The sequence below is a fragment of the Streptomyces sp. NPDC002643 genome (genome assembly GCF_053592555.1).
On record NZ_JBSFVY010000001.1, the window covers coordinates 28,435 to 41,331 of the forward strand.

The window sequence follows — 12,897 nt, forward strand, 5'->3', positions numbered from 1 at the left end:
GCCGAAGCCGAAGCCGAAGCCGAAGCCGAAGCCGAAGCCGAAGCCGAAGCCGAAGCCGAAGCCGAAGCCGAAGCCGAAGCCGAAGCCGAAGCCGAAGCCGAAGTGCCTGGGGGTGTCGACGAAGCCGATGACGGGGTCTTCAAAGTTCGGCTCTCCAACTTCGAGGGGCCGTTCGATCTGCTTCTGCAGTTGATCTCCAAGCACAAGTTGGACGTCACCGAAGTCGCCCTCTCCAAGGTCACCGATGAGTTCATGGCGCACATCCGGGCCATGGGGCCGGACTGGGACCTCGATGAGACGACCGAGTTTCTCGTCGTTGCCGCTACTCTGCTCGATCTGAAGGCGGCTCGGTTGCTGCCGGCCGCCGAGGTCGAGGACGAGGCCGATCTGGCGTTGCTGGAGGCCCGGGATCTCCTCTTCGCGCGGCTGCTTCAGTACCGCGCGTACAAACAGATCGCCGAGATCTTCCATCAGCGGTTGGACGAGGAGGCCCGGCGGTATCCGCGTACCGTCGGGCTGGAGCCTCACCATGCCGAGCTGTTGCCCGAGGTCGTCATCAGCATCGGGGCGGAGGGGTTCGCCAAGCTCGCCGTGAAGGCCATGCAGCCCAAGCCCAAGCCTCAGGTCTACGTCGATCACATTCACGCGCCGCTCGTCAGTGTGCAGGAGCAGGCCGGGATCGTCGTCGCGCGGCTTCGGGAGTTGGGGGAGGCCAGTTTCCGTGTGCTGGTGGAGGATGCCGAGGGCACCCTCACCGTCGTCGCCCGGTTTCTCGCGTTGCTGGAGCTGTATCGCGAGAAGGCCGTCGCCCTCGACCAGGAGGACGCGCTCGGCGATCTGATCGTCCGCTGGACCGGTGGGGACGAGGACATGGGGCAGGCGGTCACGGACGAGTTCGACCGGCCCCCCGAGCTGCCGAAGGAGGAGAAGGCGTGAGCAAGAGCACCCGAGAGCCCACCGAGGTGCCCGCCGGGCTGCTTTCCGTCGCGGATCTCGATCTCAAGCCCGCCCTGGAAGCCGTCCTCATGGTCGTGGACGAACCCGCGACCGCCGAGCATCTGTCGAAGATCCTTGAGCGGCCGAAGAGGACGATCACCAAGGCGCTCAGGGAGTTGGCCGAGGAGTACGACGGGCAGGGGCGTGGGTTCGAGCTGCGGCTGATCGCGGGTGGGTGGCGGTTCTACACGCGGCCCGAGTACGCCGCCGCCGTGGAGCGGTTCGTGCTGGACGGGCAGCAGGCCCGGCTCACGCAGGCCGCGCTGGAGACGCTGGCCGTGGTCGCGTACCGGCAACCGGTGAGCCGTAGCCGGGTCTCGGCCGTACGAGGGGTCAACTGCGACGGGGTCATGCGCACCCTGCTTCAGCGGGGTCTCGTCGAGGAGGCGGGCGCGGAACCCGAAACAGGTGCGATCCTGTACAGGACGACGAACTACTTCCTGGAGCGGATGGGCCTGCGCGGCCTGGACGAGCTCCCGGAGCTCGCGCCCTTCCTCCCGGAGGCGGAGGCGATCGAGGCCGAGACCCAGGAAGCCGTACCCTCGTTCGATCCGGACGCACCGGACGCGGACGACGGTCACACGTCGGCCATGACGGACACGACGACGACGGAACTTTGATGCGAAGCAGCGGCAGCGGTAGGGATAGCGGCAAGAGTGGCGGGCGCGGTAACTATCGCGGTGCCGGCAACAACCGGGATCAGAGGCAGGGCAGCGGCCAGGGCGGCCAGGGGCGTCCCCGCAAGCCCCGCCCCGAGGAGCGCCGTTACGACGTGGGCCCCGGGGCGACGCAGGACGGACCGAAGTCCGGGCGCGGCGCCTCCGCGCGCGGCGGTGCCAAGGGCGGGCCCAAGCAGTCCCAGCAGCCGCGCGGGCGTGGTCGCAGCGCCCCGGCGACCTCGCGTGAGTACGACGCGCGGGCCGAGGAGCGCAACCGGGAGCGGTACGCGGGCAAGAAGGAGATCAAGCTGCCCAAGACCTTCCCGGGCGCCGAGCAGGAGGGCGAGCGGCTGCAGAAGGTGCTCGCGCGGGCCGGTTACGGTTCCCGGCGTGCCTGCGAGGAGCTGATCGAGGACGCGCGGGTCGAGGTCAACGGCGAGATCGTCCTGGAGCAGGGGCTGCGCGTCGACCCCGAGAAGGACGAGATCAGGGTCGACGGGCTGACCGTCGCCACGCAGTCGTACCAGTTCTTCTCGCTCAACAAGCCCGCCGGGGTTGTCTCCACCATGGAGGACCCGGAGGGGCGGCAGTGCCTCGGTGACTACGTCACCAACCGCGAGACCCGGCTCTTCCACGTGGGCCGTCTCGACACCGAGACCGAGGGTGTCATCCTGCTCACCAACCACGGCGAGCTGGCGCACCGGCTGACCCATCCCAAGTACGGCGTCAAGAAGACGTATGTGGCGCACATCGTGGGTCCGATCCCGCGTGACCTGGGCAAGAGGCTCAAGGACGGCATCCAGCTGGAGGACGGGTACGCGCGCGCGGACCACTTCCGGGTCGTCGAGCAGACCGGCAAGAACTACCTCGTCGAGGTCACCCTCCACGAGGGCCGCAAGCACATCGTGCGGCGCATGCTGGCCGAGGCCGGCTTCCCCGTGGACAAGCTGGTGCGGACCGCCTTCGGCCCCATCACCCTCGGCGACCAGAAGTCGGGCTGGCTGCGCCGGCTGTCCAACACCGAGGTCGGCATGCTGATGCAGGAGGTCGACCTCTAGGCGATCTTCAGAGGTCCCTCAGCGGCGTACACGGCTTTGTGGCGGCTGGTCCAGGAGTGTCTGGACCAGCCGCTTGTGTGTTTCTTGGCGTTGCTTTCCCTGTCAAGGGGTTGTCCTCCAGCAGCCCGGCTCTTTATAGTCGTCATGACTATTAGTCGAAGTGACCATAAAGCAGTGACCGCACAGAAGGGGGTGGGTGTGAGCGCGCCCGCGGGCTACGACAAGTACGCCTTCGAACCCTTCGCCGTCACCGTCGACCTGGCCGTCTTCACCGTCCGGTCCGGCAGCCTCCAGGTGCTGCTCGTCGAACGGGGGCAGGAGCCGTACCGGGGGCGCTGGGCGCTGCCCGGGGGGTTCGTGCTGCAGGACGAGTCGGCGGAGGAGGCCGCCTGGCGGGAGCTGGCGGAGGAGACCGGGCTCACCGACGCCTCCGGGCTCCATCTGGAGCAGCTGCGGACCTACAGCGAGCCGGGCAGGGACCCCAGGATGCGGGTCGTCACCGTCGCGTTCGCCGCACTGCTCCCCGACCCGCCCGTGCCGCACGGCGGCGGTGACGCGGCCCAGGCCCAGTGGATCGGGTTCAACGCAGTCGGCCCGCTCGCCTTCGACCACGACCGCATCCTCGCCGACGCCCACGACCGCATCGGCGCGAAGCTCGAATACACCTGTCTCGCCACCGCCTTCTGCCCGCCCGAGTTCACCCTCGGCGAGCTGCGGCAGGTCTACGAGACCGTGTGGGGCACCCCGCTCGACCGGCCCAACTTCCGGCGCAAGGTCCTCACCACGCCGGGCTTCGTCGAACAGGTGCCCGGCGCCGCCCGCCTGACCGGCGGTCGCGGCAAGCCCGCAGCGCTGTACCGAGCGGGCGGGGCCACCGCCCTGCACCCGCCGCTGTTGCGACCCACCTCGGAAGGACGGCCCTGATGACCATGACCATCACCGACAAGCGCGCCGCCACCGGCGCCCTCCTCGGCCTCGCGCTCGGGGACGCGCTCGGCTTCCCCACGGAGTTCGACGACGTACCGCAGATCCTCGCCAAGTGCGGCCCCTGGCGCACGATGCCGCTGCCCAGGCCCGCGATCGTCACGGACGACACCCAGATGACGCTGGCCCTGGCACACGGTCTGCGGGCTGCCATGGACCGCGGTTCGCTCAGCCCCGAGGCCCTGGTGCGGACCGTCCGCAAGGAGTTCGTCGACTGGGCCGAGTCACCGGAGAACAACCGCGCGCCCGGCCACACCTGTATGACCGCCTGCGGCCTCCTCGCCTCCGAGCGCACCCCCTGGCAGTTCGCCAGCCAGGTCCACTCCAAGGGCTGCGGTGCCAACATGCGCGTCGCGCCGCTCGGTCTGATCGGCCCGCTCAGCGACGAACAGCGCGCGGGCGCCGCCCAGTTGCAGGCCGGCCTCACCCACGGCCACCCCACCGCCCTCGCCGCCGCCGACCTCACCGCCCACGCCATACGACTGCTCGGCCAGGGCGTCGAACCGCTCGGCCTGGTCGGCCGGCTGCGGTCGTACGCGTACGAGAACCGCACCCGCTACCACGCGCGCTGGCTCGGCGATCTGTGGGCGTATGCCAAGGCGCCCTCGCCGGAGCAGTTCATCGCCACGGGCTGGGACGACTGCCTGGACGCCCTGGACCGGCTGCGGCAGGCCCTCGTGCAGCCCTCCCAGGAGACGGACCCGTGCCTCGCCACGGGGGAGGGGTGGGTCGCCGAAGAGGCCCTCGCCACCGGGCTGTTGTGCTTCCTGCTCTTCGTCGACGAACCCGTCACCGCGCTGCGCCGCGCCGCCTGCACCAAGGGCGACTCCGACTCCATCGCCTGCCTCACCGGAGCCTTCGCGGGCGCCTACCACGGCCCCTCCGTCTGGCCCACCGAGTGGGCCGACCGCATCGAGTACCAGAGCGACCTCGTGTCGCTGGGGGCCCTCTGGGACGCTTGAGGCATGACCGACATCCTCGACATCGACCTGGCCCCCGTCGTCGCCGAACAGCCCGACCCCCTGCTGTTCGCCACCGTCTCCGGAGCCCACCTGTACGGCTTCCCCTCGCGCGACTCCGACGTCGACCTGCGCGGCGTCCATCTGCTGCCCACGTCCGAACTGGTCGGGCTGCGCGAGCCGGAGGAGACCCGGTCGAAGATGTGGGACCGCGACGGCGTCGAGATGGACCTCGTCACCCATGACCTGCGCAAGTTCGTACGCCTGATGCTGCGCCGCAACGGCTACGTGCTGGAGCAGTTGCTCTCGCCGCTGGTCGTGCACACGACTGAGGCCCACCGCGAGCTGATCACGCTCGCCCCCGGCGTCCTCACCCGCCATCATGCCCATCACTACCGGGGGTTCGGCGTCACCCAGTGGCGGCTGTTCGAGAAGACCGGTGAACTCAAGCCGCTGCTCTACACGTTCCGGGTGCTGCTCACCGGCATCCACCTCATGCGGAGCGGCGAGGTGCAGGCCCATCTGCCCACCCTGCTGCCCGAGATCGCCGAGGCCCCCGCCTATCTGCCGGACCTCGTCGCCGCGAAGGCCGCGCAGGAGCACGGGAAGGCCGATGTCGACCAGGAGCGGGTCGCGGAGGATGTGGAGCGGCTGCAGAAGGTCCTCGACGAGGAGCAGGCGCTGTCGGTGCTGCCGGAGAACCCGTCCGCCCACGACGGTCTCCATGACTTCGTGGTGCGCGTGCGGCTCGGCTGAGCCCGGCTCTACGACCGCAGGGCCGAGGCGCGCCGGGTCCGGACGAGGAAGTCCTCGACCCGGGCGCGGTCCGGCTCCGGCGGCAGGGGGGAGCGGGCGGCCGCCTCCTCGGACTCGTCGGCCAGCCGGGCCATCCAGGACTCGACCCGCTCCCAGGAGACCTCGCCCCGCTTCACCGCCAGCAGGGACTCGCGCCGCTCGCCCACGTCCACGGTCAGCTCGCCCGTGCGCAGCAGGTCCCGGCAGCTCATCAGCAGCCGGAGCAGATGCATCGCGTGCTTCCAGCGCGGGGCGCCATGCGTACGGATGTCCGCGTCCAGCTTCTTGCGCTGGCCGAGGGCGTAGCGGGCGAACGTCTCCTGGGCCTGCCGGGACAGGAACGCGCCGCGCAGCGACAGCAGTTCGCGACCGGTGGCGTCGATGTGCTCGACCAAGGGGGAGTGCAGACACTCCAGGATGTTGGGGTTGGCGCGCAGGGCCAGCTGGCAGAAGCGCTCCAGCTCCCAGCTGAACTGCTCCTCGGCCGGCCCCTCCACATGCGTCGGCGGCTTCTCGAACCGCCAGAACAGCTCGGTGGGGGCCAGGAAGACACCCCGGCGGTCGGTGTCGCTGCCGTCCGTGGCCAGTCCGAAGGCCCGCGAACCCATCACACAGGAGTAGATCGTGTGGTCGCGGACCAGGGAATGTGCGGGCGCGGGCTGCATCCCCGGAGCGTACGGCGTGGGATCAGGCGAGCCGAATCGAATTTCCCGAGACCGTGATCTCCTCGGCGGGCAGCGGCCTCGTCGCCGGGCCCCTCTCCACCGCGCCGTCCGTGATGGTGAACCTGCTGCCGTGGCAGGCGCAGTTGATCGTCTCGTCCGAGACCTTGGCGACGATGCAGCCCTGGTGGGTGCAGACCGCCGAGAAGGCCTTGAAGTCGCCCTGCTCGGGCTGGGTCACCACGACCTTCTGGTCCTTGAAGATCGTGCCGCCCCCTACCGGGATGTCGGCCGTCCGGGCCAGCACCTGGCCGCCGTCGCCGGGGGTCTGCTCCTCGACGGTCGTGCCGTCGTTGTCGTCCCCGTTGTCGCCGTACTCGCCGCACCCCACGAGCAGCGCCGCCGTGCCCGCCGCGCCGGTCGCCAGGACCGTGCGCCGGGTCGATCCCATCGTCATGTCGTCACTCCGAACGTGCGGAAGAACCAGAGGGCGGAGGTCAGCCAGACGACCGTGAGAGCGGCGAAGACGAGGCCGCCGACGATCGGCAGGAGCCAGCCGGGAAGTCGCTCCGAGCGGAGCAAAAGCATCTTTGCACTGAAAGCGCCGAAGAAGAAACAACCCAGGATGGAATGCCACAAAACACGCGGCTCATAGGTCTGGTAGCCCAGCGCGTACAGACAGTGGACCGCCACCGGTACGGCGACAAGGAACGCCACCCGGCCCGACCAGCGGTGCAGCACCCCCGACCAACTGGGGCCGGGCAGCCTGCCGTACATCATCAACGCCGACGTCAGCTGGACCAGCGCGAAGGCGAACGACACCGTCGCCAGCCATGACTTCACCGCGCCCGTGCTGCTGAAGCCCGCGAGGTTGAACGCGGTGCCCGCCGGGTCGTGCGCCCTGCCGTAGACGCCGAGGCCGACCGCGACCGCGCACGCCACCAGCGCGGGGACCAGATAGCGGCCGGACCCGCCTGGCGACCGGCGCGGGTCGGGCCGCGGGGACGGGAAGTCCTGGGTGGCGGCGTTCGGGTCGACGGTCATGCGCTGCTCCCTGCCGTGAGCGGGTTCAGTGAGCCGGTTCCGAGGTTCTGTGAGCGGGTTCAGGGGTTCGGTGAGCGGGTCGGGGGGTGTCAGGGGGTGACGGGGCGGGCGGTGAGCCGTCGGCCGTCGATCGTCACCGTGCCGGCGCCGGTGCCGGTGCCGAGGTCGATCTCCGGGGCCGGTGCGGGCCTGCCGTCGCGCTTGACGATGCCGACCTGATCGCCGCCCGGCAGTACGATCCAGCCGCCGTCGACCTCGGCGCCGCGTACGTCGGCCCTCGCGCGGTACAGTCCCGCCGGCTCGGCCGTCTCGTCGGCCGTGAAGCCGTACTCCTGGCCGTCGATGTCGACCGTGCCCCGGACACGGCCGTCTTCCAGCGTGCCGTTCAGTTCGGCGCCGTCCTTGCTCGTGAGCTTCATGCCGCCGTCGTCCTCGACATCGCCCTTGAGCCAGGCCTCCTTGGCGCGGCCGTCGCAGAAGTACGCCACCGCCCTGCCGTCGCGCAGTGAGAGGGAGACCGCCGCGGAGTCGTCGTCGGTACGGCCCGCGTAGTCGGCGTCCGGCGGCGGGGTGGGCGACGGGGGCGGGGCGGCCTTCGTCGGGGACGGGGTGGCCGAGGCCGGTGGCGGATCGTTCCTCGTGGACGACGAGGCGGCGCGTGTCCCCGTCGTCGCGTTGAGCGACAGCAGGAACACACCCAGCACAAGGCCGGCGAGAAGGGTGAGAAGTGGTCCGGAGCGCTTCATACGAGCCTCCCCCGAGGCGTGGCGCGGACGGCCTCCGCCCATGCAAGCGGACACGCGGGACCGCGTCCAGGGGCGCACGGGGGCTTTTCCTCCCAAGTGACGTGACAGTGGCGTTCATGTGACAATGTCGGATTCTTGGGGCAGGGGAGTGGCAAGGGCTCGGCAGCGGCCGGGGCGTCTCGGCAGTCGGGCGGCGCGCACTCCTCCGACGGGCGCTCACTAGGCTGGAGGGACATCAGGTCGGCGTCGTATGTGAGGAGCACAGTCGTGGCGGTACGAGCGGTCCGGGGCGCCGTCCAGCTCGAACGGGACGAGGCGGGGCACATGGACGAGCGGGTGGGCGAGCTGCTCACCGCGGTCCTGGAGCGCAACGGGCTCACCCATGAGGACCTGATCAGCATCTGGTTCACGGCCACCCCCGACCTGCACAGCGACTTCCCGGCCGCCGCGGCCCGCAAGCTCGGCATCGGTTTCGCCGACGTGCCGCTGATCTGCGCCCAGGAGCTGGACATCGAGGGCGCGATGCCCCGGGTCGTCCGCATCCTCGCGCACGTCGAGTCCGACCGGCCCCGCTCCGGGATCGCGCATGTCTACCTCGGCGCCGCCGCCGCGCTCCGCAAGGACATCGCCCAGTGAGAACCGCACTCGTCATCGGCACCGGACTGATCGGCACCTCCGCCGCCCTCGCCCTCGCCCAGCGCGGCGTCACCGTCCACCTCGCCGACCACGACCCCGAGCAGGCCCGTACGGCGGCCGCGCTCGGCGCCGGCACCGACGAGGCACCCGAGGGCCCGGTGGACCTGGCGATCGTCGCCGCCCCGCCCGCGCATGTGGCCGGGGTGCTCGCCGACGCGATGCGCCGGGGCGTGGCCCGCGGCTACCTCGACGTGGCCTCCGTCAAGGGCGGCCCCCGCCGTGAGCTGGAGGAACTCGGCCTCGACCTCACCTCGTACATCGGTACGCACCCCATGTCGGGCCGTGAGAAGTCCGGTCCGCTGGCCGCCAACGGTGATCTCTTCGAGGGGCGGCCCTGGGTGCTGACCCCGACCCGGGACACCGACACCGAGGTCCTGAACCTCGCCCTGGAGCTGGTCTCGCACTGCCGGGCCCTGCCGGTGGTCATGGACGCGGACGCCCACGACCGTGCCGTGGCCCTCGTCTCGCACATGCCGCACCTGGTGTCCAGCCTGGTCGCCGCGCGCCTGGAGCACGCGTCGGAGGCGGCCGTACGGCTGTGCGGGCAGGGCATCCGGGACGTGACCCGGATCGCGGCCTCCGACCCGCGTATGTGGATCGACATCCTCTCCGCCAATCCCGGCCCCGTCGCCGACCTCCTCTCCGACGTCGCCGCCGACCTCGACGAGACCGTGGCCGCGCTGCGCGCCCTCCAGGCCTCCGACGACGCCAAGCGCCGCGAGGGCGTCACCGGCATCGAGGACGTGCTGCGCCGGGGCAACGCCGGGCAGGTCCGCGTCCCCGGCAAGCACGGGTCCGCGCCCCGGGCCTACGAGGTCGTCGCCGTCCTGATCGACGACCAGCCCGGCCAGCTGGCCCGCATCTTCGCCGACGCGGGACGGGCCGGCGTCAACATCGAGGACGTACGCATCGAGCATGCCACCGGGCAGCAGGTGGGGCTGGTGCAGTTGATGGTGGAGCCGAAGGCCGCGGTGGTGTTGACGGGGGCGTTGCGGGAGCGGGGTTGGGCGATCCGGCAGTAGGCACCCGGCGCCGAGGCCGTCGTCCCCGGGGGCTCCGCCCCCGGACCCCCGGCCTATGCCCACCCACCACCCGACTCGGTCGGCCGAGAAGTGAACGTAGTGGGCAGTGATGGCCACCGGTGTTGAGCACGGGCCGGACGAGTGATGAGCACCCAGTACCCTTGTCCGGGGCGCTTTCCGTCCCGCCCCACCCATCTCGGACCAGGAAAGGTGCTCCCCAGTGGAACGCGCCACAGTGATCGTTGCCATCGACGGCCCCTCCGGCACGGGCAAGTCGAGCACCTCGAAGGCCGTGGCCGCGCAGCTCGGGCTGAGCTACCTGGACACGGGCGCCCAGTACCGGGCGATCACCTGGTGGATGGTCACCAACGGCATCGACATAGAGGACCCCTCGGCGATCGCCGCAGTCGCCGGTAAGCCGGAGATCGTCTCCGGCACCGACCCGTCCGCCCCGACCATCTCGGTCGACGGCACGGACGTCGCCGGCCCGATCCGCACCCAGGACGTCACCTCCAAGGTCAGCGCCGTGAGCGCCGTCCCCGAGGTGCGGGCGCGGATCACCGAGTTGCAGCGGTCCATCGCCTCCGGCGCCGCGGCCGGCATCGTCGTCGAGGGCCGTGACATCGGTACGACCGTGCTGCCGGACGCCGACCTGAAGATCTTCCTCACCGCCTCCCCGGAGGCCCGCGCCGCCCGCCGCAGCGGTGAGCTGAAGGGCGCCGACGTCCACGCGACCCGCGAGGCCCTGCTCAAGCGGGACGCGGCCGACTCCAGCCGCAAGACCTCGCCGCTCGCCAAGGCGGACGACGCGGTCGAGGTGGACACCTCGGACCTCACCCTCCAGCAGGTCATCGAGTGCGTCGTCACCCTCATCGAGGAGAAGCGGGCGGGCAAGTGAGCGCCGCCGCGACGGACCGCACCCCGTCGACCGAGGCCCCTTCGGAACGGGGTGCCGAGGTCGGCCGGCGTATCGGCGTCGGTCTGATGTACGGGCTGTGGAAGCCGCGTGTGCTGGGCGCCTGGAAGGTGCCCACGACCGGGCCGGTGATCCTCGCCGTCAACCACTCCCACAACATCGACGGCCCGATGGTCATCGGCGTGGCCCCCCGGCCGTCGCACTTCCTGGTCAAGAAGGAGGCGTTCGTCGGTCCGCTGGGCCCCTTCATGCGCGCCGTCGGCCATGTGAAGGTGGACCGTTCGACCGCCGACCGCACCGCCATCACCCAGGCGCTCGCGGTCCTGGCCCATGGCGGCGTCCTCGGTATCTTCCCCGAAGGCACGCGCGGCGAGGGCGACTTCGCCTCACTGCGCGCCGGTCTCGCGTACTTCGCGGTGCGCGGCGGCGCTCCGATCGTGCCGGTGGCCGTCCTGGGAAGTTCCGAGAAGCGCGGGCGGTTGGTGAAGGGGCTGCCTCCGCTGCGCTCCCGCGTCGACGTCGTCTTCGGCGACCCCTTCGAGGCCATCGAAGGGGCGCGAAGCTCGGATACGGGTGGTGGTGGGCGACGGGCGGGCGGCAGCGGACGGCGTACGCGCAAGGCGCTCGACGAGGCCACCGAGCGCATCCAGAAGCACCTCGGCGAGCATCTGGCCCACGCCAGGCGGCTCACCGGCCGCCGATGACTGGACGGCTTACCGCCGCCCGTAAAACGCCGGGCGTCCGACCGGGCGCCGGGCGACACTGAGTAGTGGAGCACCAGGGACGAGACAGGACCGGGTGCTTCACCGATCACCACGAATGAACGACGAGGTACGGACTTCATGAACGACCACATCTCCTCCGGGGGCTCGGGCGAGCACGACCACGGAGAGCTTGGCGACGCCGAGTACGCGGAGTTCATGGAGCTCGCCGCGGAAGAGGGCTTCGACATCGAGGACGTCGAGGGCGCCATCGAGGAGGCCGGTCACGGCCCGCTGCCCGTCCTCGCCGTCGTCGGCCGCCCCAATGTCGGCAAGTCGACCCTCGTCAACCGCTTCATCGGCCGCCGCGAGGCCGTCGTGGAGGACAAGCCGGGCGTCACCCGGGACCGGGTGACGTACGAGGCCGAGTGGGCGGGCCGCCGCTTCAAGGTCGTCGACACCGGCGGCTGGGAGCAGGACGTCCTCGGTATCGACGCCTCCGTCGCCGCCCAGGCCGAGTACGCCATCGAGGCCGCCGACGCCGTCGTCTTCGTCGTCGACGCCAAGGTCGGCGCCACCGACACCGACGAGGCCGTCGTACGTCTGCTCCGCAAGGCCGGCAAGCCCGTCGTGCTCTGCGCCAACAAGGTCGACGGCCCGAGCGGCGAGGCGGACGCCGCGTATCTGTGGTCGCTCGGCCTCGGTGAGCCGTATCCCGTCTCCGCGCTCCACGGCCGGGGCACCGGTGACATGCTGGACGCCGTCCTGGAGGTTCTCCCGGACGCGCCCGAGCAGGCCTTCGGCGGCGCCGCGCCCGGCGGCCCGCGCCGGATCGCCCTCATCGGCCGCCCGAACGTGGGCAAGTCCTCCCTGCTGAACAAGGTGGCGGGCGAGGAGCGCGTCGTCGTCAACGAGTTGGCGGGCACCACCCGCGACCCGGTCGACGAGCTGATCGAACTCGGCGGTGTCACCTGGAAGTTCGTCGACACCGCCGGTATCCGCAAGCGGGTCCATCTCCAGCAGGGCGCCGACTACTACGCCTCGCTGCGCACCGCCGCCGCCGTCGAGAAGGCGGAGGTGGCCGTCATCCTCATCGACGCCTCCGAGTCCATCTCGGTGCAGGACCAGCGGATCGTGACGATGGCCGTGGAGGCCGGGCGCGCGATGGTCATCGCGTACAACAAGTGGGACACCCTCGACGAGGAGCGCCGCTACTACCTGGAGCGGGAGATCGAGACCGAGTTCGGGCAGGTCGCCTGGGCGCCCCGGGTGAATGTCTCGGCGCACACCGGCCGCCATATGGAGAAGCTGGTCCCCGCGATCGAGACCGCCCTCGCCGGCTGGGAGACCCGCGTTCCGACGGGTCGCCTCAACGCCTTCCTCGGCGAGCTGGTCTCCGCCCATCCGCACCCGATCCGGGGCGGCAAGCAGCCCCGTATCCTCTTCGGCACCCAGGCGGGCACCAAGCCGCCGCGCTTCGTCCTCTTCGCCTCCGGCTTCATCGAGGCGGGCTACCGCCGCTTCATCGAACGCCGGCTGCGTGAGGAGTTCGGCTTCGAGGGCACCCCGATCCATATCTCGGTGCGGGTGCGGGAGAAGCGCGGCAAGAAGAAGTAGACGGACGAGGAGGGCGGCTGCCCGAGGTCAGATCGATATCGA

15 protein-coding genes are annotated in these 12,897 nt (G+C 70.8%); 11 read left to right on the forward strand and 4 right to left on the reverse strand.

Annotated elements, in window-relative coordinates; all coding sequences use genetic code 11:
• The 6 genes from ACWD4G_RS00120 to ACWD4G_RS00145 form a co-directional block, all read left to right on the forward strand.
• Positions 1–936, forward strand: a 936-nt coding sequence (locus tag ACWD4G_RS00120) for a segregation and condensation protein A (protein WP_451289750.1), incomplete at its 5' end; no start/stop codon positions are given.
• 89 nt (positions 937–1,025) lie between these two features.
• The gene (gene scpB / locus ACWD4G_RS00125; protein ID WP_451290266.1) at positions 1,026–1,616 is read left to right on the forward strand and encodes an SMC-Scp complex subunit ScpB; all 591 of its coding nucleotides are present in this window, start codon (positions 1,026–1,028) and stop codon (positions 1,614–1,616) included.
• On the forward strand, positions 1,616–2,713 hold the full coding sequence (locus ACWD4G_RS00130) for a pseudouridine synthase (protein WP_451289752.1): 1,098 nt from the start codon (positions 1,616–1,618) through the stop codon (positions 2,711–2,713). Before scpB ends, ACWD4G_RS00130 begins: the two co-directional genes overlap by 1 nt.
• 174 nt (positions 2,714–2,887) lie before the next feature.
• On the forward strand, positions 2,888–3,637 hold the full coding sequence (locus ACWD4G_RS00135; protein ID WP_451289753.1) for an NUDIX hydrolase: 750 nt from the start codon (positions 2,888–2,890) through the stop codon (positions 3,635–3,637).
• The gene (locus ACWD4G_RS00140; protein ID WP_451289754.1) at positions 3,637–4,659 is read left to right on the forward strand and encodes an ADP-ribosylglycohydrolase family protein; all 1,023 of its coding nucleotides are present in this window, start codon (positions 3,637–3,639) and stop codon (positions 4,657–4,659) included. The genes ACWD4G_RS00135 and ACWD4G_RS00140 overlap by 1 nt, the downstream gene beginning before the upstream one ends.
• A 3-nt stretch (positions 4,660–4,662) precedes the next feature.
• Entirely contained in the window at positions 4,663–5,412 is a 750-nt protein-coding gene (locus ACWD4G_RS00145; RefSeq protein WP_451289755.1) for a nucleotidyltransferase domain-containing protein, read from the forward strand.
• Between the two features lie 8 nt (positions 5,413–5,420).
• Here the strand turns inward: ACWD4G_RS00145 and ACWD4G_RS00150 are convergent, their stop codons facing one another.
• From ACWD4G_RS00150 to ACWD4G_RS00165, 4 genes are all read right to left on the reverse strand, one after another.
• Complete coding sequence (locus ACWD4G_RS00150) at positions 5,421–6,116, reverse strand: nucleotidyltransferase domain-containing protein (protein WP_451289756.1); 696 nt, start codon at positions 6,114–6,116, stop codon at positions 5,421–5,423.
• 22 nt (positions 6,117–6,138) lie between these two features.
• A complete protein-coding gene (locus ACWD4G_RS00155) occupies positions 6,139–6,570 on the reverse strand; it encodes a Rieske (2Fe-2S) protein (RefSeq protein ID WP_451289757.1) in 432 nt (143 codons plus the stop codon).
• The gene (locus tag ACWD4G_RS00160) at positions 6,567–7,157 is read right to left on the reverse strand and encodes a DUF6529 family protein (RefSeq protein ID WP_451289759.1); all 591 of its coding nucleotides are present in this window, start codon (positions 7,155–7,157) and stop codon (positions 6,567–6,569) included. The genes ACWD4G_RS00155 and ACWD4G_RS00160 overlap by 4 nt, the downstream gene beginning before the upstream one ends.
• An 89-nt stretch (positions 7,158–7,246) precedes the next feature.
• Positions 7,247–7,903: a hypothetical protein gene (locus ACWD4G_RS00165; protein ID WP_451289760.1), complete on the reverse strand. Its 657-nt coding sequence runs from the start codon at positions 7,901–7,903 to the stop codon at positions 7,247–7,249.
• 267 nt (positions 7,904–8,170) lie between these two features.
• Here ACWD4G_RS00165 and aroH point away from each other — a divergent pair, with 267 nt between their 5' ends.
• From aroH to der, 5 genes are all read left to right on the forward strand, one after another.
• Positions 8,171–8,539, forward strand: coding sequence for a chorismate mutase (gene aroH / locus ACWD4G_RS00170; protein ID WP_451289761.1), 369 nt, complete (start codon positions 8,171–8,173; stop codon positions 8,537–8,539).
• Positions 8,536–9,621 (forward strand): prephenate dehydrogenase, encoded by a 1,086-nt coding sequence (locus ACWD4G_RS00175; RefSeq protein WP_451289762.1) that lies wholly within the window; start codon positions 8,536–8,538, stop codon positions 9,619–9,621. Before aroH ends, ACWD4G_RS00175 begins: the two co-directional genes overlap by 4 nt.
• 220 nt (positions 9,622–9,841) lie before the next feature.
• Positions 9,842–10,519 carry a (d)CMP kinase gene (gene cmk, locus ACWD4G_RS00180; RefSeq protein ID WP_451289763.1) on the forward strand — a complete coding sequence of 226 codons (678 nt, stop codon included), beginning with the start codon at positions 9,842–9,844 and terminating at the stop codon, positions 10,517–10,519.
• A complete protein-coding gene (locus ACWD4G_RS00185) occupies positions 10,477–11,241 on the forward strand; it encodes a lysophospholipid acyltransferase family protein (protein ID WP_451289764.1) in 765 nt (254 codons plus the stop codon). Before cmk ends, ACWD4G_RS00185 begins: the two co-directional genes overlap by 43 nt.
• A gap of 138 nt (positions 11,242–11,379) precedes the next feature.
• Entirely contained in the window at positions 11,380–12,855 is a 1,476-nt protein-coding gene (gene der / locus ACWD4G_RS00190) for a ribosome biogenesis GTPase Der (protein ID WP_451289766.1), read from the forward strand.
• Positions 12,856–12,897: the final 42 nt, after the last annotated feature.

Excerpts from the sequence above, each read along its gene's own strand:
- der (WP_451289766.1), top strand. The coding sequence starts at position 11,380 with ATGAACGACCACATCTCCTCCGGGGGCTCGGGCGAGCACGACCACGGA.
- ACWD4G_RS00140 (WP_451289754.1), top strand. The coding sequence starts at position 3,637 with ATGACCATGACCATCACCGACAAGCGCGCCGCCACCGGCGCCCTCCTC.
- ACWD4G_RS00130 (WP_451289752.1), top strand. The coding sequence starts at position 1,616 with ATGCGAAGCAGCGGCAGCGGTAGGGATAGCGGCAAGAGTGGCGGGCGC.
- scpB (WP_451290266.1), top strand. The coding sequence starts at position 1,026 with ATGGTCGTGGACGAACCCGCGACCGCCGAGCATCTGTCGAAGATCCTT.
- ACWD4G_RS00145 (WP_451289755.1), top strand. The coding sequence starts at position 4,663 with ATGACCGACATCCTCGACATCGACCTGGCCCCCGTCGTCGCCGAACAG.
- ACWD4G_RS00160 (WP_451289759.1), bottom strand. The coding sequence starts at position 7,157 with ATGACCGTCGACCCGAACGCCGCCACCCAGGACTTCCCGTCCCCGCGG.
- ACWD4G_RS00165 (WP_451289760.1), bottom strand. The coding sequence starts at position 7,903 with ATGAAGCGCTCCGGACCACTTCTCACCCTTCTCGCCGGCCTTGTGCTG.
- ACWD4G_RS00150 (WP_451289756.1), bottom strand. The coding sequence starts at position 6,116 with ATGCAGCCCGCGCCCGCACATTCCCTGGTCCGCGACCACACGATCTAC.
- ACWD4G_RS00155 (WP_451289757.1), bottom strand. The coding sequence starts at position 6,570 with ATGACGATGGGATCGACCCGGCGCACGGTCCTGGCGACCGGCGCGGCG.